Below are 24,228 nucleotides of genomic sequence, written 5' to 3'. Positions count from 1 at the left end.
TACGTTTATTTTACCACTATTGTAACTATTTTATTTTTAACGTAAATAAATTTTACAACTTGTTTGTCTTTAAGCTGCTGCAATATTTTTTCGTCGGAATTTATTATTTTTTCCACGTCTTCCTGCGAAGCGTCGGCAGCTGCCGTGATTTTTGCTTTTATCTTTCCGTTTATTTGGACGGGAAGCTCCACGCTGTCTTCCTTTATCATTTTCTCGTCGTAAACAGGCCACGGCGCGGCTGAAATACAGCCTTTGCCGCCGATTTGCGACCAAATTTCTTCGCATAAATGCGGAGTAAACGGAGTCATTAAAAGAATAATTGTTTTATAAACTTCCTTGGAAACGCCGCCGTCGTTTGAATGAAACTTATAGGAATAGAGCGCGTTGACAAGTTCCATAACCGACGATATGGCGGTATTAAACTGAAACTCTTTTTCAATGTCGCCGGTAACTTTTTTAATTGTCTTATGCATAATTCTAAGCAAATCCGCTTTATCTTTATCCGCAGCGGCGTTTGTAGATTTTGTATTTACAACGTCCTGAAGTCTCCATATTCTATTTATAAATCTCCAACAGCCCTCAACGCCGTCGGAAGACCAATCAAGCTGCTTTTGCGGAGGCGCGGCAAACAATATAAAAAGTCTTGCGGTATCAGCGCCGTATTTTTCAACTATTTCGTCGGGACTTACAATATTTCCGCGCGATTTGGACATTGCGCTTCCGCCGAGAGTTACCATTCCTTGAGTTAAAAGATTTGTAAAAGGTTCGTTATCTCTTGCCAAGCCTAAATCTCTTAAAACTTTATACCAAAATCTTGAGTATATCAAATGCATACAGGCATGTTCTATTCCGCCGATATACTGATTTACGGGCATCCAATAATTTAATTTTTTACCGTCAAACGGAGCGCTGTCGTTATGAGCGTCGCAGTATCTTGCAAAATACCATGAAGAATCCACAAACGTGTCCATGGTATCCGTTTCTCTCTGCGCGTTTGCGCCGCATTTCGGGCATTTAACGTTTAAAAAACTTTTGCTTGTTTTAAGGGGAGATTCTCCGGAACCAGTAAACTCCACGTCTTCGGGAAGAGTTATAGGCAAATCTTTTTCATTTACGGGAACGGTTGCACACTTGGGGCAATGTATAAAAGGTATAGGCGTTCCCCAATATCTCTGACGGGAAATAAGCCAATCTTTAAGTTTAAAATTTATTGTCTTTTTGCCAAAGCCCCGTTTTTGAACCCACTCTGAAACTATTTTAAAAGCGTCCGTAGATTTTACTCCGTTAAACTCTCCCGAGTTTACAAGAACGCCTTCGCCTTCGTAAGCCTTTTCCTGCACGTCAAAAGGTTCAGAGCCTTTTATAACTTCAACAATAGGTATGTTGTGTTTTTTTGCGAAATCGTGGTCTCTCTGATCGTGCGCGGGAACCGCCATAATTGCGCCCGTGCCGTAACCGGTAAGCACATAATCCGCGGTAAAAATAGGAATTAATTTTCCCGTAACAGGATTAACGGCTTCTACCCCTTCAAGTTTAACTCCCGTTTTTTCTTTGCTTTGCGAACGCTCTATGTTAGATTTCGCCTCGGTAGCTTCTATATATTTTGCAACTTCGCCGATATTTTTAATTTTATTTTCAAGCTCGTGAATAATTTCATGCTCAGGAGCCACCACCATAAAAGTTGCTCCAAAAAGCGTATCCGGACGAGTAGTAAAAATCTTTAAAGTTTTCGTGTCTTTGCTTGTTCTTTCATCCTTACTGCTTCCCGCTTGCACTTTGAAGTCAACTTCCGCTCCGTAACTTTTGCCTATCCAATTTTTCTGCATAGACAAAACCTGCTCCGGCCAGCCTGAAAGTTCTTTATGACCTTCAAGAAGTTCATCGGCATAATCCGTAATTTTTATAAACCATTGTTCCAAATCTTTACGCTCCGTAACGCTTGAACATCTCCAGCATTTTCCTTCCGAAACCTGTTCGTTGGCAAGCACGGTGTTGCAAGACGGGCACCAGTTTACATTAGCTTTTTTCTTAAAGACAAGACCTTTTTCCCACATCTTTATAAAAATCCATTGATTCCATTTGTAATACTCGGGGTCGCAGGTTGCAATTTCTCTGTCCCAATCGTAAGAAATGCCGAGAGTTTTAAGCTGCTCTCTCATGCGCGCTATATTTTGTTTTGTCCATTTTGCCGGATGAATTTTATTTTTAATTGCGGCATTTTCCGCCGGAAGCCCAAAGGCGTCCCAGCCTATAGGGTGAATAACGTTTTTACCTTTCATTTTGTGAAAGCGCGCAAAAACATCGCCTATGCCGTAATTACGGACATGCCCCATATGCAAATTTCCCGACGGATAAGGAAGCATAACAAGGCAATAATATTTTTCTTTTCCTTCCCGCTCAACAGCTCTAAAAATATTATCGTCCGCCCATTTTTTCTGCCATTTTTTTTCAACTTCGCCGTGATTATAATCTGACATAATTCCTCTCAACTATTTCTTTAAAAGCACAAAGTGCTCTAAATTTCCTTTTGGACCTTTTAAACCCGAATCTGCTTCTGAAATTATTTTAAAACCGAGGTTTATTGCAAAGTTTTTTATTTTATCTATCGCCTTTTGACGCAATTTCTCATCGCGCACAACGCCTTTTTTTATTTCCGACGGTTCAAGTTCAAACTGCGGCTTTATCATAGCTAAAACAAAACCGTTTTCTTTAACGGCTTTAAACGCCGACGGTAAAATTTTATCAAGCGATATAAACGACACGTCTATTGTAGCAAAACTTATTTCGTCTTTAAGCAGCGCTGTGTCAAAATACCTGAAATTGACGTTTTCAATATTTACTACGCGCGGATCGTTTCTTAACTTATAATGAAGCTGCGCGGTGCCCACGTCAACCGCATAAACTTTCAACGCGCCTTTTTGAAGCATGCAATCGGTAAAACCGCCCGTTGATGCGCCTATGTCAAGACATGTAAACCCTGACACATCTATATTTAAAGCGTTAAGCGCAGATTCAAGTTTTATACCGCCGCGCGAAACGTAAGGATTAGTATTTTTTACTTCAATTATATCTTCATCGCCAACTAAAATTCCGGGCTTATATTGAACTTCATTGTTAACAAAAACGCTGCCGCCCATTATAAACGCCTGCGCCTTAGTGCGCGTTTCGGCAAACCCTTTTTCAAAAACCGCTACGTCAAGACGTTTTTTTTTATTTTTTTCCATGTATCGCATTTACTGCGGTCTCTGCTATATTTTCAGGTGTAAGACCGTATTTTTCTCTTAAAATTCGGATATTTCCGTGCTCTATAAATTTATCAGGCAGTCCTATTGATTTAACAATGGCTCCGGTGCCGGATAAAACGGACTTAACGCTTTCGCCAAAACCTCCCGAGAGCGCATTTTCTTCAACAGTTATAAATTTATTTGTTTTTGCCAACATTGAAAAAATTACTTCTTCGTCAAACGGTTTAAGAAATCTCATATTTATAACGGCTGCTTCAATATTTTTTTCCTTTAAAATTTTTGACGCCGCTAACGCCGTGCTAACATGGTTTCCTATTGCAAGAATACAAACGTCTTTTCCTTCGGATAAAACTTTCGCCTTGCCTATGCGTAAAACCGTAGCGTTGTTATTTACTTCAACGCCAGCGCCCGCTCCTCTGGGATATCTTAACGCGCACGGCTTTCCTGACTGTAACGCTGTTTTAAGCATACGCGAAAGCTCATCTTCATCCGACGGAGCCATTACTATAAGATTGGGAATAAATTTAAGATATGAAAAATCAAAAGCGCCGTGATGTGTGCCGCCGTCCTCCCCTACAAGCCCCGCTCTGTCTAAAGCAAAAACTACCGGAAGGTTTTGCAGCGCCACGTCGTGAATTATATTATCAAGAGCTCTCTGCATAAAAGTAGAGTATATTGCGCAAACAGGTTTTAACCCGTCGGCAGCCATGCCCGCGGCAAAAGTTACGGCGTGTTCTTCGGCTATTCCCACGTCAAAATATCTTTTGGGAAAACTCTTTGCGAATTTATCAAGTCCGGTTCCTTCCGGCATTGCCGCCGTTACGGCGACAATTTTATTATCGTAAGCCGCAAGTTTAACAAGCGCGTCGGAAAAAACTTTTGTATAAGTTACTCCGTTACTTTTAACCGTTTTACCTGTAGCCGCGTCAAACTTGCCGACGCCGTGAAACTTCTCGGGATTTTCTTCCGCAGGCTCATAGCCTTTGCCTTTTTTTGTGATAACGTGCAAAAGCACAGGACCTTTCATGGTTTTAATATTTGTAAGAATTGTAATTATATTATCTATATTGTGCCCCTGCACCGGACCAATATAAGTAAAACCCATTTCTTCAAAAAGCATTCCCGGAAAAAGCATAACCTTAACTCTTTTAATGAGTTTTCCGAAAGGCGAACCGAAGCTGTGAAATCTGCTTACGGTTTTCATAACTTTTTCTTCTACTTTTTTAAATTTTCCGCCCGTTAAAAGTTTTGCGAAATATCCGGCGACAGCGCCTACTTTTTGGGATATAAACATCTGATTATCGTTTAAAATAACAAGCATGTCTTTTTTTAAGTGTCCCGCATTTTGAAGCCCTTCAAAAGCAAGACCGCCGGTCATTGAACCGTCGCCGATAACCGAAACTACTTCAAACTTTTCTTTTTGTAAATCTCTGGCAACCGCAAAACCCAAAGCCGCCGATATAGACGTGGAAGAATGTCCCGCGCCAAAAGCGTCATAGGGCGACTCCGAACGTTTCGGAAAACCGCTTAAACCGCCGTGAGTTCTCAACGTTTTAAATTTATCTTTGCGTCCGGTAAGTATTTTATGAGCATACGCCTGATGACCGACATCCCAAATTATTTTATCTTTGGGAGCGTTATATGCGTAATGAAGAGCTATTGTTAAATCTACGGCGCCAAGGCTTGACGCCAAATGTCCGCCCGTTTTGGAAACGGAGGATATTATTTCTTCCCTGACTTCCTTTGCAAGGGCAGGAAGCTCGTCTTTTGTTAATTTTTTTAAATCTTCCGGAGAATTTACTTTATCAAGTATTTTCACTAATATGCCCTTTTAGTCATATAGTCCGCAAGCTCAATTAAAATATCCGCTTTTTTACCAAATATTTTAACTGCATTTTTTGCGCTTTTCACATAACTTTCCGAGTGTTTTACGGCGGCTTCTTTTCCGTATAAAGAAAGTTCTGTAAGTTTATCGTTATCGCGGTCGCTTCCTTTTTTGCCGAGCAATTTCTTGTCGGCATACACGTCTAAAATATCGTCTGCAATTTGAAAAGCATAACCTATATTTCTTCCGTAATTTTCCAAAGCTTTAACGCTTTTTTTATCCGCGCCGGCTAAAACTGCGCCTACTTTTAAACTTGCGGTCAGAAGAGCGGCGGTTTTATTAAGCTGTATAAATCTCAATTTCTTTTTTAAAAGAGCTTTATTTTTTTTGCTCCATCTGCCTGCTTCCAAAGTATCCGCCGCCTGCCCGGCAATCATTCCTTTAAAACCTGAAAGATCCGCAAGAATGCGTATTGCTTCATTTATATTTTTTTCTTTAGCGTCTGCTTTTGTAAGCAAGTTAAAAGATTCCGTAAGCAGCGCGTCGCCGCACAATATTGCGGCCGCCTCGCCGAACTTTTTATGATTTGTGGGCATTCCGCGGCGCAAATCGTCATTATCCATAGCCGGCAAATCGTCGTGAACTAAAGAATACGTATGAAGGTATTCAAGCGCGCATGCAGCCGGAATAATTTTTGAAGCTTTCGCTCCGAAAAGTTCTGCGGATAAAATAACAAAAATAGGGCGCAATCTTTTTCCGCCCGCTAAAACGCTGTAGCGCATTGCTTGCGAAATAATTGAATTGTCTTTTGGAAGATATTTTTTTAAGGAAGAATTAACAAACGCCGCCTGCTTTGAAAGATAATCTTTTAAGTTAATCATTAAAATTCTCTTTTTTTCCGTCAATTAAAATTTCTATTTTCTTTTTTGTATCGTTAAGTTTTGCGCTGCACAATTTAACAAGTTCAACGCCTTCGGAAAACAATGCCAGCGCTTTATCTAAATCCGGATCGGCGTTTTCCATTTGCGAAACAATTTCCTCAAGTCTTTCCAAAGATTTTTCAAAAGATGCGGGTTTTTTAGTCATTGTTTTTTACCTCGGCGCTTATGCTGCCCTGAAAAAGTTTTATATTTACAACTTCGCCGACAGAGGTTTGAACGCTGCTTTTTATTATCTCGCCTTTTTCATTTTTACAGATTGCAAAACCTCTTTTTAATACCGAAAGCGGCGAAACAATATCAAGCTTGTGCGAAACGTTTTTCAGGATTGTTTCTTTTAAGTTAAGCAAATGTTTAAAAGAATGCCGCAATTGTCCGTCAAGCTCGTCAACGTATGCTATTTTATCTTCGTAAATGAGATGAGGTTTTGTAAAAGCTCTTGAAGCCGCAAGCGTTTCAAGCCTTGCTCTATTATCGTTAAAAACCAACTCTATATTTGAACTAAGCGCGACGCGTAAATTTTCAAGCTTATTTTTTAATTCGCTTTTTTGACGCACAACCATTTCAGCCGCAGCCGAAGGCGTGGGAGCTCTTTTATCTGCGACAAAATCCGCAATTGAAAAATCTATTTCGTGTCCTACGCAGGAAACCACAGGGATTTTTGAAGCAAAAATTGCTCTTGCGACAGGTTCTGTATTAAAAGCCCATAAATCTTCCATAGAACCGCCACCGCGACCGACGAGTAAAACATCTAAATCTTTATAATTTTTATTAAGATACTCTATAGCTTCGGGAATCTCTTTTTCCGCTTCTTTCCCCTGAACTCTTACGGGATAAATAAGCACCTGCGCGCATGCGTTTAAATCTTCCAATACTTTTAAAATATCGCAAAGCGCCGCGCCGTCTTGGGAAGTTACAACGCCTATTTTATTTACAATTTGCGGAATTTCTTTTTTTGACGCCTCGTCAAACAAACCTTCGGCTTCAAGTTTCTTTTTTAACTTTTCATAAGCTTCAAACAAAGCGCCCTGTCCGGCTTGCTCCATATTGCTGACAATAATTTGATAATCGCCGCGCACAGGGTAAGAACTTACCCGCCCAAAAACCAAAACCTGCATTCCGTCTTCGGGAGCAAAAGTTAAAGAAACGTTTGAGCCGGCAAACATTACCGCTTTTATCTGGGCATTTTCATCTTTAATATTAAAATACATATGTCCGGAATTATATAATTTAAAATTAGATATCTCGCCGCGCAGCCAAACGCCGGGATAAGAATTCTCAAGAATCTGTTTAATTTCGGCGCTAATTTGAGAAACGGTGTAAATTAAACGCCCCTCTTCTTCGTTTGCGCAGTTAAAATTTAATTCTAACTCTTCGGACATGTATGCTCCAATTAAGAAGTTTAGAAGATTGGAAGCTTTGAAGTTTAGCAGCTAAATAATACCTCCGCTAAACTTCTAAACTGCCAAACTTCTTACCTTCTACTTCGCTATGTCTTGAGCACGAGTTTCGCGTATAACGGTAATCTTTATCTGTCCCGGATATTCAAGTTCCTGCTCAACTTTTTTAGCTATGTCGCGGGCTAAAACTTGAGCCTGCTTGTCATCAACGTTTTCGGGTTCAACCAAAATTCTAACTTCTCTGCCGGCTTGAATTGCATAAGCCATTGAAACGCCTTTAAAATCTTTTGCGACTTTTTCAAGTTTTTCAAGTCTCTTCAAGTAGAGTTCAACCGACTCTCTTCTTGCGCCGGGTCTTGCGGCGGAAATTGCATCGGCTGCAGCTATTACAAAAGCTTCCGCGCTTTGCGGAGTTTCAAAACCTTCGTGATGCGACAAAATAGCGTTTATCATTTTAGGAGATTCGCCGTGCTTTTTTGCAATATCGGCGGAAATCTGGTGATGAGTTCCCTCAACTTCATGATCTACCGCTTTGCCTATATCGTGCAGCAGCGCAGCTTTTTTTGAAAACATTACGTCAAGCCCCAACTCTCCTGCAATAGCGCCGGCAAGCCATGTAACTTCTAACGTATGCTGAAGCTGGTTCTGCCCGTAAGAAGTTCTGTATTTTAGTTTTCCCAGAAGTCTTATAATTTCGGAATTGAGTCCGGGAACGCCGGCATCTATTGCCGCCTGCTCGCCGATTTCCTTAAGATGTTCTTCCATTTCTTTTTTTACTTTTTCAACGACTTCTTCAATTCTTGCAGGATGAATTCTTCCGTCGGCAATAAGTTTTTCAAGCGCAATTTTTGCTATCTGCCTGCGCACGCCGTCAAAAGCCGAAACAGTTATGGCTTCGGGAGTATCGTCCACTATTAAATCTACTCCGGTAGCCTGTTCAAACGCTCTTATGTTTCTGCCTTCTCTTCCGATAATTCTTCCTTTAATTTCGTCGTTTGGAATAGCCACTGTTGAGGTGGTAATGTCTGCCGTATGGTCTGCGGCAACTTTTTGTATAGCTATAGAAAGTATCTCTTTAGATTTTTTATCGGCGGTTTCGCGCGTTTCCTGCTCTATTCTTTGAGCAAGAATTGCCGCGTCTTGCTTTGCTTCTTCTTCCATAGAACTTATGAGAGTTTTCTTTGCTTCTTCCCTTGTCATTGCGGAAATTCTCTCTAAAGTTTTTTTCTGTTCTTCTTTAATTTGTTCTACTTCGTCAAACTTAACTTTTAAGTTTTGTTCTTTGTCCGACACGCTTTTTTCTTTCTCTGAAAGCGCTCTCTCTTTTTTATCCACAACGTCTAACTTTCTGTCCAAATTTTCTTCGCGCTGGTTTACTCTGTTTTCAAGAATCTGCACGGATTGTTTCTTTTCTCTTATTTCGTTTTCAAACTCTTTTCTTTCTTTATCTACAATAATTTTTGCTTCAAGAAGCGCCTCTTTTGATTTGCTTTCAGCCATCATTTTGGCTTCCGATATAATTCTTTCAGACACGTGTTCTGCTGATTTTGCATTAAGCTTTGCATATACAAAGCGCAGCACAAAGCCAAGCAAAAATGCGGCAATTGCGGTTATAATAATCACAACAAAATTTTCCATCTCTTAAGTTCTCCTCAGTTTAATTTTTTTTGATTTTGTTCGCGTAAATAATTCTCTTCTCTGTTACTATGGTCCCTACCGGCAAATCAAACTCACCGAACGGAACTTTATCTGCAACCTGAAAATCAAAAGCTATCCCTACGGTTTTTTCAACGGGAACGCCTTTAAGCCATCTGTCATAATAACCTTTTCCGTAACCTGTTCTGTAACCGTTTACGTCAAAAACTATCGCCGGCACAAAAACAACGTCAATGTCTTCTTTGGCGACTACGTTTTCTTCATCTATTTCCGGCTGTCGGACGCCATAAACAAACTGGTTTGCGGCTTCAATATTTGATAATTTAACCGCCGTCATTTGAGCGTCCCCGGGACTTGCTATAGCCGGAACAACAACGCTTTTGCCGGACCCGATAGACGACGTTATCATAGGGTCGGTTAAAACTTCCGATCCGTAAGACAAATAAAACATAACGGTTTTAGCTTTTTGATAAACAGGCAGCTCGCAAATTTTCGCAAAAATCATGCCGCTGTATGACGATATATTTAAAGCGTCAAGCCTGTTGCGCAAAGTTAAAAACTCATATCTTACTTTTCTTTTTTCCGATTCCAGCAAGTCGTTCACGAATTTTCCCCTCATAACCTTCATTTGTAGGTTTGTAAAGCTCCACGGGATCAGTCCAATAAATTTGATCTACCCAATGCCCTTCAAAATCGTGCGGATACTTATAACCTTTGCCGTGCCCGAGTTTATCGCCGTCAAGATTTGCATCTTTTAAGTGATTTGGAACGCTGCGTGTTTTCCCGCTTTTTACTTCGGCAAACGCGCTTTCAACCGCAAGATACGAAGCGTTAGATTTCGGAGCGCTTGCAACATATATTGCGGCCTGCGCCAAAATAATTCTGGCTTCCGGCATTCCTACAAATTCCACGGCGCGTAAAGCCGAAACCGCAAACATAAGCGCTCTGGGGTCTGCCATGCCTACGTCTTCCGACGCGCAAATAACTATGCGCCTTGCTATAAAACGCGGATCTTCGCCGGCGGCAAGCATTTTGGTCATCCAATAAACCGCCGCGTCGGGATCTGTTCCTCTCATAGATTTAATAAAAGCAGAAATGTGATCGTAATGCGCGTCTCCGGAACGGTCGTAAAGAACCGCTCTTTTCTGCATAGATTCTTGAGCTACGCTTATGTCAAAAACCCTTACGCCTTTCTCGTTAACTTTCGTTGAGAGAACGCCTATTTCCAAAGCATTGAGAAGTTTTCTCGCGTCTCCGCCGGAGTTAGAAATTAAATGTTCTTTAGCTTCGTCGGACATTTCTACTTTATAATTTCCCAAACCGTTTTCTTTATCGGTTAAAGCGGAAACTAAAATTTTTAAAAGAGCGTCTTTAGGCAAATACGTAAATTCAAAAACCGTGCTTCTTGAAATAATTGCCGCGTTAATGTAGAAAAAAGGATTTTCGGTGGTAATGCCTATTAACGTAATAGTTCCTCTTTCCACGTCCGGAAGCAAAGCGTCTTGCTGCGAGCGGTTGAAATGATGTATTTCGTCAAGCATAAGTATTGTTTTTTTGCCCGACATTTCCGCGCGCGCTTTTGCTTGGTCTATAATTTTTCTAATGTCCGCTATACCTATTGTAACGGCATTTGCTTCTTCAAAATAAGCTTTTGTTTTAGAGGCAATTATTCTTGCAAGAGCGCTTTTGCCGGTTCCGGGAGGTCCGAAGAAAATTACGGAACTGATATTATCCGCTTCTATGGAACGGCGCAAAAGTTTACCTGCGCCCACAATATTATCCTGCCCCATAAAATCTTCAAAACTTTTAGGAGCCATTCTTGCCGCTAAAGGTTTATTTTTCTGACTTGCGGCATTTTCAAGAAAATTTGTTTGTTTCATGTTTTATTACCGAATGCTTATACGCTGCGTGTTATAATCAAACCATTTACTCATTTTCGGGACTTTGTCCCTACAACGCAGTTATTAAAAATAAAAAAAACCCGCAGTGCCGTTGACCTCAAGCGACTTATAGCCCTTTTTTTAAGTGAGATACAGTGGCATACGCCCACGAGCAGATGCTCGCCTGCTGTTCTCTGAAATGGACTTGTAGGAATAAGTACGCTTAAAACCGTGACCAACACTGCAGGAAAAACATAGAAATATTTCAGCCGGAAATTTCGGCTTCGTCTAACTGTTTAATGAGTTCTTTAATTTTTCTCTCATAATTATCTGAAATATTCGTTTGCAAACCTTTAAGTTTAAGCAGCTCTTTGGCTATTTTTATAGCCGTCAACGCCGCTATTTTTTGAGTGTCCACCACTTGCTTATTTTCTTCTTTGGTTTCCTGCCATTGCTCATTTACAAAACTTACCACGCCGGCAAGGCTAAGTTCATCCATATCGTCTATATTTATCGGCACATCCCAGCCAAATACTTTGCCGTAAGCGTTTGCCATACTATTCCTTCACGGTGTCAATTTTCTTTAAAATTCTTTCTATTTTTACAACAGCTTCTTTTGCATTATCTTTAAGAACGGCGTATTCGCCGGACTTTTGTCTGTTAAGTTCGCTCTCTTTTCTCAAGAATTCGTTTTCAGCTTTAAGACGCAAATTTTCATTATTTAATCTTTTCAGTTTTTCAGCTGTTTTTTTGATTTTTGCAGACAAAACGTCAAAATTATCCATAACATATTTTATAATTTTATGACCGAAAATGTCAATAAAATTAAAAAATTAAAAATGCTATGAAAAATTAACGATTTTAGAGGTATTTTTTAGGGAAGATATTGTCTTGCCCGAGAATTGCGGCTTTATCAAGACTTTTCTTGAATTTTGCCATCTCTTGAAAGCCTTCTTCGCCGAGCATTTTTTCTAAAAATATGTGCTTAAGCTTGCCTATGCCGTGTTCGGCGGAAACCGTTCCGCCCAGTTCAACCGCTTTTTGGGCTATACGGGCATACATTTCTCTTGTTTGTTCATACTCAAGCTTGTTTGAAGCTATAATGTTTGCATGAAGATGATTTTCGCCGATATGTCCGAAAGTTAAATTAAACAGACCCGCTTTTTCAAACTCTTTTTCGCAAAAATTCACCATATCCGCAAGCTTCCCTTCGGGAACCGCAAAATCTGTTCCTACTTTCGGGATTTTATTTTTTCTAACGCGTTCGTTTACGCGCTCCGGAATTTTATGCCTGAATATTCTGAAATTTTCCTGCTCGGCTTCGTTTGACGCAAACCATACATTAGCCGCGTCCACGCCGATAGATTCTAAAAAATCAACCCACTTTCCCATTAGAACATCAAAATTATTTTCATATACGTCTTGTTCAAACATAATTCCCGCGGCAGCATTGTCAGGTATTACGGGATAATCGTTTTTTATAACGGCTAAAGCATTTTTATCAAAATACTCTAAAGACATGGCATTTATTTCGTCTTTCAAATTTTTCGCTGCTGATTTTTTTGAAACGGATTTTACGGCGTTGACAAAATTATACGCCCCATCGCGAGTGTCAAAAAAAACTATTCCGCCGAAAACTTCTTTAAATTTAGGAATAAGCTTTAACGCAACTTCGGTTATAACGCCGAGAGTGCCGTCGGAACCTATAAAAACGTCTATCAAATCGGCTTTCGGATAATTATAATAACCCGCCGCATTTTTTATTTTGGGAAGTTTGTATTTGGGAAGCGTTATGCGTTTTTTTCCCAAGTCCGTTTCAAAAACTATTTCGCCGTTTGCGTCTGCAAAGTATTTTCCGCGTTCCACAAAAGCTTTTGAACCGTCGGTAAAAATTATTGTTAAAGCTAACACATAATCGCGCGTAACGCCAAACTTAAAACCTCTTCCGCCGGAAGCGTTAGTTGAAACATTGCCTCCGATAGTGGCGTTTTTTTCAGTAGGGTCGGGAGGATACATCCAGCCGGACAGCGCCGCTTTAGCTTTTATATCCGAAAGTCTTGCCCCTGCCTGTGCAAAAATTTTTGCCGTCGCAGAATCAATTTTTATTATGTCGCCAATTTTATTTAATTTTTCAAGAGATAACACAGCGCCGCCGAAAGCAAGCCCTGAAGCGGTGTTGCCGGTAAGCGCTCCCGCTACCGTAACCGGAGTTTTTGACTCAAACATTTCTTTTAAAAACCGCGGCACATCGTTTTCATTTTCAGCTATAGCCGCAAAAGAAGCGTGCGCTCCCGTAACGCCGGAGTTATCTTCAAAATAATTTTGTATTAAATCTTTATCTTTTTTTATTATCATTTTACTTTTTTAAAAACGCCTTCTATGCCGTCGGTCATATTTTCTACTATAAAACCTTCCACATCGGATTTTTTACTTACAAAGAAAACAAACATAGGGCGTTTAAAACTCCATCCGGGAACGCCCGTTCCGTCAAAAGAGTGCGCGTTAAAATGTTTTAACGTTATCCACGTTTGCTTTGCTCCGGCGGAAAATTTCAACTTGCCGTCTTCAAGTTTTATTTCCGCGTCGCCGTATAAAATATTATGATAATTTCCGGCATATTTCTCAAGTTCCAAATGCGCCGACGGTTTTGCCGGTTTGGTTTTTAAATTTTTATCTTTTGCAGATCTTGCGGCTTCTTTCATTTGCAAAGCGCTCCAATTTGTTTTTTGATTTCCAAGATACAAATCATAAAGTTTCTTCGTTAAAGCGTCAGCCATTCTGCCGTTAGGCAAATTCATAAGAACCGCTATTGCAACTTTTCTGTTTTCCAGAAAAGACACATAAGCGCCCTGCCCGTCGGTAGCGCCGCCGTGCCAATAATAGGACTGCGGATAATATTCGCTGTATCGCCAGCCCATACAATAATAATTCTTTTTGCTTGTATCAAAAGAATTTTTATTTACGTAAACTTTAGGTTCAAATAATTTATTAAAATTTTCGTCGGAAATTATTTTCTTTTTGCCTGCAGACGCTTCGTTTGTAATAAATAAAAGCCATTTTGAAATATCGTTAATATTTGTATTTACGGCTCCGGCGGCAGCAAACAAATACGGCCATTGACCGTAAGAAGAATCTTCCGGCATATATTGCAATTTTCCGCCGGCGTAATAATGTCCGAAACTTCTGTTTTTATTTTTCAGAAAACTTTTATAGTCCGTAGAAGTTTTTTTCATCTTTAACGGCTTTAAAATATATTTTTTTACGTTTTCAGCCCACGTTCTGCCCGTAGCGCTTTCTACAACTTCGCCTAAAAGCAAAAACATATTATTTTGATAACCGTATTTCTCCCTAAAACCTCCGACGGGTTTTATATATCTCATTGAATGAAGTATATAATCTTTATCATACCCGAACAGCATCATAAAGTGCTGAGAATACGACGGAAGTCCGGAATTTTGCGATAATAAATCTTCAACGGTAATATTTACGGTTGTACTGTCGTCGTAAAGAGCAAAATCGGGAAGATACTTTATTACGGGGTCGTCCCATTTCAAATACCCTTCGTCCGCAAGTTTTGCAACCAACGCCGCGCTGAAAGCTTTAGTGCATGAACCTATTTGAAATACAGTCTCTTCGTCCACCGTGTCAGACGTGTCAACTTTTTTTACGCCGAAACTTTTTTTATACGTAATTTTTCCGTCTATAACAACGCAAACAGCCATACCGGGAATGTTCCACTCTTTTTGAAGTCTTTGCGCATAAGCGTCAAATTCGGCAATAATTGTTTCAGCGGTATTTTCTTGCAGCGCAGCGGCTTGGTTGGCATACAGCGGAGATAAAAAGAAAAATATTGATAATGATAAAATTAAAAGTTTTTTCATATTTTTGGGTAAGTCTAAAATAAAACGACAGGTCATGAAATAAGTTCAGGATCTGTCGTTATTTTGGCTTTTAGTTACAAGCTCACTTAATTATTGTCTTAATTTAACCGACAGCTCGCCGTCTAATTTTTCAAGTAGTTTATTCATATCGTCATTTACTTCTTTATCGGTAAGAGTTTTTTCGTCATTTTTATAAGACAGTCTGAAAGAATAGCTTATTTTGCCTTCTCCGAGTTTGGCGGCATCTTCGTAAACCGAAAACAGCGAGTAATCTTTCAAAATATTTCCGGCTTTCATAATGCTTTTAATAGTTTTTTCTATTTTTGCAAACTGCAAAGATTTATCCGCGGTAACGGATATATCTCTTTTTACCGACGGAAATTTTGTAAAATGTTTATAGAGCGAAGCGGAACTTTCATAAACGCCAGCCACAGATTCAATATCAAACTCAAAATAAAAAACTTCGCCTTTTAAATCTGCGCTTACGGAAGGTTTTAAAATGCCAAACTGCGCCACAGGTTTTCCCCTGTAAATAACGGCAGCCGTTTTACCCGGGTGATAATAACCCTCGGGATTTAAATTTTCCGATATAATAAAATCTTCGGACGGCAAAATATTTTTAACTATTCCGCCGCCAAAATAAAAATCAAAGGACGGATTTATTTTATTTTCAGACCACTTCCACCATTCCTGCCATACGCTGCCATACATTACAGCGCCAAAAGTTTTTCTCTCGCCTTTAGCGGTAAAAATTTTGCCGTATTCAAACAGCGCCACTCTGCTTGCGCCCTGTCCGGCGTTAAACGAAAGATTTTTATAAAGAGAAGGCAGCAAAGACGGCCTTAAAACTTCATTCTCTTTTGATATAGGGTTTGCTATTTTATATGAGTATTTCAAATCAAAAAGCTCAAGCTCTTTAATTTCAGAAAAGCTGTAGTTTAACGCTTCGCTAAAACCAAGTCCGGAAAGTTTTGATCTAAACGCGGCGACGATTTCAGGAAAAAATGAATTATTTTTTACAAATACGGCATCGTCCTGCTCTTTAACCGCCGGAATATTTTCATAACCGTGTATGCGGGCGACTTCTTCAATTAAATCAACTTCTTCTTTTATATCGTTGCGCCACGACGGAACCGTGCAAAGTATTACTTCGCCTTTAGGCTCTAAATCTATGCCTAAATATCTTAAAATTTCGGTTATCTCTTTTTCATCTACGTTATATCCCAAAAGCTTTGACACTCTGTCTATTCTAAGAATTATATTTGTTTTTTCATACTCAACTTTACGAACGTCTCCTCTTGACTCAAGACGTCCTCCTGCAAGTTCAAGTATTAAATTTACGGCTCTCCACGACGCATACTGGGAAATATCCCAAGAAACGCCTCTTTCGTATCTGTATGAAGAATCGCTTGAAAGATTTAATTTTTTTGAAGTTTTTCTTATTGAAGACGGAGCAAATATTGCGCTTTCCAAAAACACTGTTTCGGTTTTGTCGTCTATGCCTGAATATTCTCCGCCCATAACTCCGGCTATTGCAACGGGCTTTTGTTCGTCTGCAATAACAAGCATATCCGCATCAAGTTTATATTCTTTACCGTCAAGGGCTGTTATTTTTTCATCTTTAGCGGCGGCGCGGACTATAACTTTTTCAGACGAGAGTTTGGTAATATCAAAAGCGTGCAGCGGCTGTCCTGTTTCAAGCATTACGTAATTTGTGATATCTACAATATTATTTATAGGTCTTATGCCGCACTTCTCAAGAGAATCCGCAAGCCATTTCGGCGACGGAGCCGCTTTTACGCCCTTAATAAGACAGCCGATATAGCGCGAGCACAACGGCGATTCTACGGTTACGTTATTTGCCTGCGCGGAGTTTGGAGTTTTAATTACGGGCAGCACAACCTGTTTTTTTAGTTTTGCGCCTATTTCTCTTGCAACTCCGAGATGGCTTAAACAATCTCCTCTGTTTGTGGTTATTTCTATTTCAAGAACAGAATCTATATCTCCTAAAACGTTTTCAAGAGGGACGCCTGTTTCCGTTTTTTCGTCTAAAACTAAAATGCCTTCGGAACTGTCTTTAAGCCCCAGTTCTTTTTCGGAACATATCATGCCTTCCGACTCAACGCCTCTTATTTTTGATTTTTTTATCTCAAAATCTCCCGGCAAAACAGCGCCGATTTTTGCAAGAGGAACTATTTGCCCCGCATCTACGTTTTTAGCTCCGCAGACTACCGAATAATTATTTTTTCCGTCGGTAAGCAAGCAAAGAGAAAGTTTATCCGCATTGGGATGTTTTTCTTTGCTTAAAACTTTGGCGGTTATAACGCTCGTCCAATTTGCGCCGTGCGAAACCACGGAAGTTTCAATGCCTATTGAAGTAAGAACTTTGGAAAGCTCTTGCGGCGACAAACTAAAATCAACAAATTTTTTAAGCCAATTATAAGAAAGTTTCATTTTAATTTTTACCTTTTATCCGTTGCCTGTCGTTTAAAATTGTTTTAAAAATCTTAAATCGTTTTCATAAAATAAACGAATATCGTCTATGCCGTATTTAAGCATTGTAATTCTTTCAACGCCTATGCCGAAAGCATAGCCGGTATATTTTTCCGGGTCGTAGTTAACGGCTTTTAAAACGTTAGGATGAACCATTCCGCACCCCAAAGTTTCAATCCAGCCTGAATTTTTACAAACTCTGCATCCTTTGCCTTTGCAGAAAAAACACTGCATATCTACCTCGGCGGAAGGTTCCGTAAACTGAAAATGCGACGGTCTGAAACGTATATCTAAATCTTTTCCGAAAAATTTGTGAACAAATTTTGCAAGCGTATTTTTTAAATCCGCAAAAGTTATATTTTCTCCTACGGCAAGACCTTCTATTTGATGAAACGTTGAAGAATGCGAAGCGTCGGAAGCCTCATTGCGATAAACTCTTCCCGGAACTATAACTTTAATAGGCGGTTTTTGTTTTTCCATGGCGTGAATTTGCCCGGGAGAAGTGTGAGTTCTAAGCAAATTTTTAATTCCGTCAAGATAAAACGTGTCCTGAGTATCTCTTGCAGGATGATCTGCGGGAATATTTAACGCTTCAAAATTATACCAGTCGTTTTCTATTTCCGGACCTTCCGCAACCGCAAAACCAAGCGACTTAAAAACATCGCTGATATTTTCAATTGTTTCAAGCACGGGGTGCAGAGTTCCTTTTGCAAAAGGAAAATAAAACGCCTGAGAATAATCAACTTTTTCTTTTTTTAGTTTTTCGTCAAGAGCAGCTTTTTTTAACAACAACTGTCTTTTTTCAAGAGCTTCTTCTATAACGCTTTTAGCCTTATTAGCCTGGGCGCCTATTTTCTTTTTCTCTTCCACGGAATAATTCGCAAGAGATTTTAAAATCTGCGTTAAAACTCCGCTTTTTCCGATATATTCCGTTTTTAAAGTTTCAATGGCGGCAGCGTCGGCATTATTTATTTTTTCAAGAGCCTCGGCGGTAATTTGTTCCACATTATTCATCTTCAAGTCCTATGAGTTTATTTAATCTTTCTCTTGCGCTTTTATAATCTGCGCGAAACTGCAAGGCTTTCGCGTAAAAGTTTTTAGCTTCGGTAATTTTGTTGGCGCTTTCGTTTATAAGCCCAAGGTTGTAATACGCTTCTGCATTTTCCGGATTTAATTCCAAAACTTTTTTAAATTCCAAAACGGCTTCGTCCTGCTTATCGTTCATAAAATAAAATTTACCTAACTCAAGATACGCTGTTTCGTTTTCTATATTTTTACTGCCCATTCAAATTCCTTTATTTGCGTTTTTTTAATTTTTCAAGCGATTTCTCGGGACCTATTACCACAAGCACGTCGTTGCGGGATATTTCGTCATCCGGACCAGGCACCATATTTAACTCTTCGCCTATATCGCTTTCTCCGGCGTCCGATATTACGGGCACGCGTTTTCTTATGGCTATAACGTTAACGCCGTAATTCCCTCGTATGCCTGAATCTTTAATGGATTTTCCCCAAAACTCTTGAGGGGCTACTATTTCAACAAGATTATAATCTTTTGATAATTCTATTTGTTCTAAAATATTGGGCGTTACTATACTGTCAACAAGTTTTTTGGCCATTTCAAACTCGGGATAAACTATAGTGTCGGCACCAAGTTTAGCCGCTACTTTTGAGTGCCACAAACTTGAGCACTTTACTATAATATTTTTTACGCCGAGCTCTTTTACTATTAATGTTGTAAGAATGCTTGTTTCTATGCTTTCGCCTATTGAAATTACCACTGAGTCGCAGTCGGCAACGCCGGCGTCCGCCATAGCTTTTTCATCGGTAGCGTCGGCAATTAACGACTGGGTTACAAACTGGCTTATTTTGTTTACTATTTCAGAGTCATTATCAATAGCTAAAACCTGTATGCCTTTTTTGGCAAGTTCTACGGCAACGTTATAACCGAAAGTTCCAAGCCCGATAACAGCAAACTGTTTTGCTTTCATAAAAACTCCTATCCTACAAGTATTCTGGCTTCAGGATATTCTATTCTTTTAACTTTATTTGACGGAGAAAGCATAAACATAAGTATTGTAAGTATGCCTATTCTTCCCACAAACATAGCTATTATAGCCACTATTTGCCCGCCAAGAGACAAATCTTCGGTTATCCCGAAAGAAAGCCCCACCGTGGCAAAAGCCGAAATAGTTTCAAAAATAACGTCTAACGGTCTTAAATAACTCTCAAACAAAACAAGAGCCGCGGAAAACAACGCCGCAAGAGCAAAAAATATTATAAAAATTGTAATCGCTTTTTTTACAATATCCGCAGGTATTCTTCTTTTAAACAAAACGTAGCTTTCATCGCCTCTTAATACGCTTCTTATAAATACAAAAATAAGCGCAAGCGTAGTAACTTTTATTCCCCCGGCCGTGCTTCCCGGAGCTGCGCCTATAGACATTATAAATATAAGCGCCGTTTCAACGAACTCGTTAAAATCTACAATAGCAAGAGAATAAAAACCTGCGGTTCTTGAGCTGACAGCCTGAAAAAAAGAATTGTTTATAAAATAAAACAAACCTTTATCCGGCGCGCTCCATGAAAAAAGAAACATTACGAAAGAAACCGCAAGAACTCCGGCGGAAACCGCAAGAACGGTTTTAGTATGAGTTGTAAGATGCAAACGTTTTTGTTTGTATGTGTCGTATATATCAACTATTACAAAAAAGCCCAGCCCGCCCAAAATTATAAGAGCGGAAATAACATATAACACAACTGGCGCGTTTGCAAACATTGACAAACTGTCCGGAAAAAGAGAAAACCCCGCGTTACAAAAAGCCGCAACAGAGTGAAATACTCCGTAATAAGAAGCTCTTAAAAACGAGAAATCTTTCAAGAAAAACAACGTCAATATTATTGCGCCTATAAATTCTATGGCAAGAACAAAAAAAATAGCCTTCAAAAGAAGTTTTTTAAGCCCTGCAAAAGAACTTATGTCAAACATATCCTGCATTATACGCCTGTCTTTAAGAGCCATCTTCCCTATTAAAAGAGTAATGACGGTAGAAACAAACATGTATCCTATTCCGCCAAGCTGCATTAAAAGAAGAATTACAATCTGTCCGAATTTAGTGTAATACGTTCCTATATCTACAACGGAAAGACCTGTAACGCATACGGCGGAAACAGACGTAAATAAATTATTGATAAATGAAAAACTCTCTAAAGTTCTTGCCGCAGGCAGCGACAAAAGAGCCGCCCCGGCGGCTATTAATCCGAGAAAAAACAACATAAGGATTTTTGTCGGAGAATAATTCATTTTTATTTATTAAGCGGCTTTTGCTGCTGCAACAAGTTGCTTAAAAGAAGCGTTGTCGTTAACGGCTATATCGGCAAGCATCTTTCTGTCTATAACTATATTTGCTTTCTTAAGTCCGGAAATAAATCTGTTGTAAGACATTCCCTCTTCTCTAACGGCGGCATTCAAACGGATAATCCACAAAGTTCTGTAGTTTGCTTTGTTATCTTTTCTGCCGACATAAGCATACGCCAAAGATCTTTGAACCTGCTGCGTTACCATTCTCCAGCGATTTTTCTTCGTTGCGTAAGAACCTTTCGCAAGCCTGAATATTTTTTTCTTTCTTTGTCTTGTGTAAACTACGCTTTTAGTACGCATTTATAAATTTCTCCTGTGTTATTTGTAAATAAATTTAGAATTCGTAAGGCAAATATTTTTTCATTATTTTCATATCTGTTTTTGAGACGATAGAAGACTTTCTGGAAGCTCTATTTTGGTTTCCGGAATCTCCGGTTAAAAGATGTCTCTGTCCGGGTTTTTTGAATTTCACTTTTTTTGTTCCGGTAACTTTGAAGCGTTTTTTCGCGCCGCTATGCGTTTTCATTTTTGGCATTTTACGTCCTCCGATATATATTTTATTTAGTAACCGTTTGTTTTTTAGGAGCTAAAGTTAAAAACACTCTTGTGCCCATTGAAGACGTTCTTCCTTCCGGCTCGGCAATATCGGCAAGAGCGTCTTTTATTCTGTTCATAATTTTTATGCCTAAATCTTTGTGCTGCATTTCTCTGCCGGAAAACATCGCCGTAAGCTGCACTTTGTTTCCGTCTTCTATAAATTCTCTGGCGTGCTTTATTTTAACTTCCAAATCGTGCTCGCCGATTCTTGTTCTTACGCGCACTTCTTTAACCTGATAAACTTTTTGTTTCTTTCTGGCTTCTTTTTCTCTCTTTTCCGTTTCGTAACGAAATTTTGAGAAGTTAACTATTTTACACACCGGAGGCTTTGCCTGCGGAGATATTTCCACCAAATCCAACTCTTTGGCTTGAGCCATAGCTAAAGCCTGCGGCGTTTTAACAACGCCCACCTGACTTCCGTCGGAATCAATAAGCCTTACTTCCGGCACTCTGATAAACTGGTTTGTACGAAATCTTTTGTTGTCTATGACACCCTCCTGCCATAAATAAAATTCGGGGCGGAAATTGCTTTCCGCCCCGTAAATATAAAATAACAGAATTATATTCTGCTTTTTAAGTTTGAGTAACCTTTTCCCCTACGGTAAAGGTGAGCCGGGACGGCTTCTTTATTATTAATATGCGTTAATTTTATAATAACTTTTGCGTTTTGTCAACTATATTTGCAGACTTGAAATCTCAGACTTTCCCAAATTTCTTTGTTAGAAATATTGCAATTTGTACATTTTTAAATCGTTTCTTAAATCCCCATAATTTCAACAGATTATCCAATCTGTCAAGAACAACGTAATATGCCACAACTTCACCGTTTGAAAATTGAGACTTATTATCAAAAGCAATGTTATAGAATTCTTGAATTTTAGTTATATATTCCCTTGTCAACTTTATAAGCATTTCTTCGTTTACATTCTTTTTATATTTTTTCAAAAGCAAAGAATTATTGAAAAATTTACTTATAATATGCCCATCTTCAGGAAGCACAATATTATATTTTTTATCAATATATCCATATTTGAGCAACAGATTTTTTATAACGGATAATATTTTTGTGTATCCTTGCAATATACCTTGCTCATACTCATCTTTTGTTTTAAAATTATCGTTGTACGAATATTGTATACTTTCAATATAATCACTAAGAAAAAGGTTATACATACTTATAAAACTCCTCTTTCCTTAAGAATACCTTCTATTACCTCTTTTTGCTCCTTATACAATTGTATTTCTTGTGGCCAATTTTTACTTATCAAACTATATTGCTGCCTTGCATCTAACAATTGAAAATCAGGATAAAATAATTCAGGATTTGAAATTTTTTTAGTGTGAATTTCAATCAATTTTTCATAGCTCTTTATGCTCTTTTCTAACTCTTTATTACTTTTACCTACATATTGTTTATAAGTTCCGCTATGTACACCACCAGATTTTGCAACGTCAAACACAGATTCTGTAGTATCATATCCTAATCTACCTGAAACTTTTTCAACTTTTCCAACAGCTGAATTTAAACTACTTTTTGCTTCTTTGACGCTGAGGCTTGAAATCTCTCCATCTAACCCTTTTGCAAAAGCCCGCCATTGACCTCCGCTCCCAACGAGTATTCCCAATGCTGTTAACATTCTTTCATTTGCAGTAAGCTTTTCTCCGGTAAATACATCTCTGCCGCTTATCAATTCATACAAATCTACTACGTCGCCTACTACCGGAATTGCTCCTATTGCCACATGTCCTAATGTGTTTAATATTTGTCCGACTTTCCCGCTTACCGCATCTTTTATGCTTGCGAATATATTCCAAAACGGCTCGTCTTGGACTATAGACTCTTCCATGAATGAACTTTTATTACTTTTATCAAAGAACACATCGTCTGCGCTTATGCCATACTTCTGGCATAACGACGACACTTCGTCCATTATTTCCATAAACCTTTTTGCGCTTATGGATTTGCTGCTATTTACTTCCTTATATATCTTTTCTAACTTCTCTAAATCTTTTTTCCCTTCTTCATTTACCTCTTTTTGTATTTGCTTATTTTCTTCCTTGCCTTCCCCTGTGTGCATAGAAAGCAAATCGCTCATTCCTTCTACATACTGCTCTCTGTTTCTTTTCCCTTGGTTCTGTTTATACCCTTTCTTTTGCAGATACTCTCTTAATGATTGCGCTCTGTCGTCTAATGCAGGGTGGCTTCCTTCCATTTTTCGGATTTTATACGCCAATCCTAAATCTACTCTTTGCGATAATCTTTCAAACAAATCACATAATGCATACGGGTCATAACCTGCTTTAGCCGCTAACTCTGCTCCATATTTGTCTGCATCTTTTTCTTCTTTTCTGCTTCTGCCTGTTTCAAATGACGTTTTTTGCTGCTTTTTTAAGACGCTTCTGTGTATGCTGCTGTCTGTTACTTTATCTATAACATCATTTGTTTTATTTGCTATTTGTCTTGTTTCTTTTCTTGTTTCTCCGTGTTTTAATGCTATGTGTCCTATTTCGTGCCCCATCAAGCCGGCAAGCTCCGCTTCGTCGTTTATCATGTTAAACATACCGCGCGTTATTTTGACCTGAACGCCCCAAGCTGCCAGAGCCTGCACGCGCGCTGTCCTCAACATGTATATGCTTACATCTTTGACATTTGCTTGTTTTTGCAGCTTATTAAAAACATCACTTAGATATTTTTGCGATTTGGACGCATTATAAACAATATCCATATCAGCAAAGCTGTCCCCGTAGTCCCAGCTTTTTTGTTCAGGCGTTACTGCTTTTTTTACTGCATTTGTTGCGCGGCTATCTATTCCCGCTGACGTTGCCGCCTTATCTATTCCATACGACGTATATTCTTTTACCGCCGTGCAGCTTTGCAATATAATTACCGACATTATTACAATGCTTAAAAGTTTTTTCATTTTATTATTGTCCAATTAAAAACCCAACGGC

At 39.1% G+C, this 24,228-nt stretch carries 23 protein-coding genes; all 23 read right to left on the bottom strand.

Going from position 1 to position 24,228, the window contains the following annotated elements:
• Positions 1 to 5 precede the first annotated feature (5 nt).
• Positions 6 to 2,477 carry a leucine--tRNA ligase gene (gene leuS / locus Epro_RS01120; protein ID WP_052571547.1) on the bottom strand — a complete coding sequence of 824 codons (2,472 nt, stop codon included), beginning with the start codon at positions 2,475 to 2,477 and terminating at the stop codon, positions 6 to 8.
• 12 nt (positions 2,478 to 2,489) lie between these two features.
• Complete coding sequence (locus Epro_RS01115; RefSeq protein ID WP_202812879.1) at positions 2,490 to 3,233, bottom strand: TlyA family RNA methyltransferase; 744 nt, start codon at positions 3,231 to 3,233, stop codon at positions 2,490 to 2,492.
• Positions 3,211 to 5,070 (bottom strand): 1-deoxy-D-xylulose-5-phosphate synthase, encoded by a 1,860-nt coding sequence (dxs, locus tag Epro_RS01110; protein ID WP_052569796.1) that lies wholly within the window; start codon positions 5,068 to 5,070, stop codon positions 3,211 to 3,213. The genes Epro_RS01115 and dxs overlap by 23 nt, the downstream gene beginning before the upstream one ends.
• Positions 5,064 to 5,951 (bottom strand): polyprenyl synthetase family protein, encoded by an 888-nt coding sequence (locus tag Epro_RS01105; protein WP_052569795.1) that lies wholly within the window; start codon positions 5,949 to 5,951, stop codon positions 5,064 to 5,066. Before Epro_RS01105 ends, dxs begins: the two co-directional genes overlap by 7 nt.
• Positions 5,944 to 6,156, bottom strand: a complete 213-nt coding sequence (gene xseB, locus Epro_RS01100; protein ID WP_052569793.1) for an exodeoxyribonuclease VII small subunit — start codon at positions 6,154 to 6,156, stop codon at positions 5,944 to 5,946. The genes Epro_RS01105 and xseB overlap by 8 nt, the downstream gene beginning before the upstream one ends.
• On the bottom strand, positions 6,149 to 7,390 hold the full coding sequence (gene xseA, locus Epro_RS01095; protein ID WP_082121452.1) for an exodeoxyribonuclease VII large subunit: 1,242 nt from the start codon (positions 7,388 to 7,390) through the stop codon (positions 6,149 to 6,151). The genes xseB and xseA overlap by 8 nt, the downstream gene beginning before the upstream one ends.
• A gap of 99 nt (positions 7,391 to 7,489) precedes the next feature.
• Positions 7,490 to 9,046, bottom strand: coding sequence for a ribonuclease Y (gene rny, locus Epro_RS01090; protein WP_052569791.1), 1,557 nt, complete (start codon positions 9,044 to 9,046; stop codon positions 7,490 to 7,492).
• A 19-nt stretch (positions 9,047 to 9,065) separates the two neighbouring features.
• On the bottom strand, positions 9,066 to 9,668 hold the full coding sequence (locus Epro_RS01085) for a 5-formyltetrahydrofolate cyclo-ligase (RefSeq protein ID WP_052569789.1): 603 nt from the start codon (positions 9,666 to 9,668) through the stop codon (positions 9,066 to 9,068).
• Positions 9,625 to 10,944, bottom strand: a complete 1,320-nt coding sequence (locus tag Epro_RS01080; protein ID WP_052569787.1) for a replication-associated recombination protein A — start codon at positions 10,942 to 10,944, stop codon at positions 9,625 to 9,627. The genes Epro_RS01085 and Epro_RS01080 overlap by 44 nt, the downstream gene beginning before the upstream one ends.
• A 265-nt stretch (positions 10,945 to 11,209) precedes the next feature.
• A complete protein-coding gene (locus Epro_RS01075; protein WP_052569785.1) occupies positions 11,210 to 11,500 on the bottom strand; it encodes a cell division protein ZapA in 291 nt (96 codons plus the stop codon).
• A 1-nt stretch (position 11,501) separates the two neighbouring features.
• Complete coding sequence (locus Epro_RS01070) at positions 11,502 to 11,729, bottom strand: hypothetical protein (protein WP_052569783.1); 228 nt, start codon at positions 11,727 to 11,729, stop codon at positions 11,502 to 11,504.
• 76 nt (positions 11,730 to 11,805) lie between these two features.
• Positions 11,806 to 13,299, bottom strand: a complete 1,494-nt coding sequence (locus tag Epro_RS01065) for an FAD-binding oxidoreductase (protein WP_052569782.1) — start codon at positions 13,297 to 13,299, stop codon at positions 11,806 to 11,808.
• On the bottom strand, positions 13,296 to 14,825 hold the full coding sequence (locus Epro_RS01060; protein WP_158408976.1) for a serine hydrolase: 1,530 nt from the start codon (positions 14,823 to 14,825) through the stop codon (positions 13,296 to 13,298). Before Epro_RS01060 ends, Epro_RS01065 begins: the two co-directional genes overlap by 4 nt.
• Before the next feature lie 90 nt (positions 14,826 to 14,915).
• Positions 14,916 to 17,279, bottom strand: a complete 2,364-nt coding sequence (pheT, locus tag Epro_RS01055) for a phenylalanine--tRNA ligase subunit beta (protein ID WP_052569779.1) — start codon at positions 17,277 to 17,279, stop codon at positions 14,916 to 14,918.
• A 33-nt stretch (positions 17,280 to 17,312) separates the two neighbouring features.
• Positions 17,313 to 18,332 (bottom strand): phenylalanine--tRNA ligase subunit alpha, encoded by a 1,020-nt coding sequence (pheS, locus tag Epro_RS01050; RefSeq protein WP_052569777.1) that lies wholly within the window; start codon positions 18,330 to 18,332, stop codon positions 17,313 to 17,315.
• The gene (locus tag Epro_RS01045; RefSeq protein WP_052569775.1) at positions 18,325 to 18,603 is read right to left on the bottom strand and encodes a tetratricopeptide repeat protein; all 279 of its coding nucleotides are present in this window, start codon (positions 18,601 to 18,603) and stop codon (positions 18,325 to 18,327) included. Before Epro_RS01045 ends, pheS begins: the two co-directional genes overlap by 8 nt.
• A gap of 10 nt (positions 18,604 to 18,613) precedes the next feature.
• Positions 18,614 to 19,309, bottom strand: coding sequence for a potassium channel family protein (locus tag Epro_RS01040; protein ID WP_052569774.1), 696 nt, complete (start codon positions 19,307 to 19,309; stop codon positions 18,614 to 18,616).
• Between the two features lie 8 nt (positions 19,310 to 19,317).
• Complete coding sequence (locus tag Epro_RS01035; RefSeq protein WP_052569773.1) at positions 19,318 to 20,622, bottom strand: TrkH family potassium uptake protein; 1,305 nt, start codon at positions 20,620 to 20,622, stop codon at positions 19,318 to 19,320.
• Between the two features lie 9 nt (positions 20,623 to 20,631).
• A complete protein-coding gene (gene rplT, locus Epro_RS01030) occupies positions 20,632 to 20,979 on the bottom strand; it encodes a 50S ribosomal protein L20 (protein WP_052569772.1) in 348 nt (115 codons plus the stop codon).
• A gap of 34 nt (positions 20,980 to 21,013) precedes the next feature.
• On the bottom strand, positions 21,014 to 21,214 hold the full coding sequence (gene rpmI, locus Epro_RS01025) for a 50S ribosomal protein L35 (protein ID WP_052569770.1): 201 nt from the start codon (positions 21,212 to 21,214) through the stop codon (positions 21,014 to 21,016).
• Between the two features lie 22 nt (positions 21,215 to 21,236).
• Positions 21,237 to 21,764, bottom strand: coding sequence for a translation initiation factor IF-3 (infC, locus tag Epro_RS01020; RefSeq protein ID WP_052569768.1), 528 nt, complete (start codon positions 21,762 to 21,764; stop codon positions 21,237 to 21,239).
• A gap of 208 nt (positions 21,765 to 21,972) precedes the next feature.
• Positions 21,973 to 22,449, bottom strand: coding sequence for a hypothetical protein (locus Epro_RS01015; protein ID WP_052569766.1), 477 nt, complete (start codon positions 22,447 to 22,449; stop codon positions 21,973 to 21,975).
• A 2-nt stretch (positions 22,450 to 22,451) separates the two neighbouring features.
• Positions 22,452 to 24,197, bottom strand: coding sequence for a M48 family metalloprotease (locus Epro_RS01010; RefSeq protein WP_052569764.1), 1,746 nt, complete (start codon positions 24,195 to 24,197; stop codon positions 22,452 to 22,454).
• Positions 24,198 to 24,228: the final 31 nt, after the last annotated feature.

Origin of the sequence: Endomicrobium proavitum (assembly GCF_001027545.1) — a bacterium.
Taxonomy (GTDB): domain Bacteria; phylum Elusimicrobiota; class Endomicrobiia; order Endomicrobiales; family Endomicrobiaceae; genus Endomicrobium; species Endomicrobium proavitum.
This window is presented reverse-complemented; position numbering and strand designations above follow the sequence as displayed.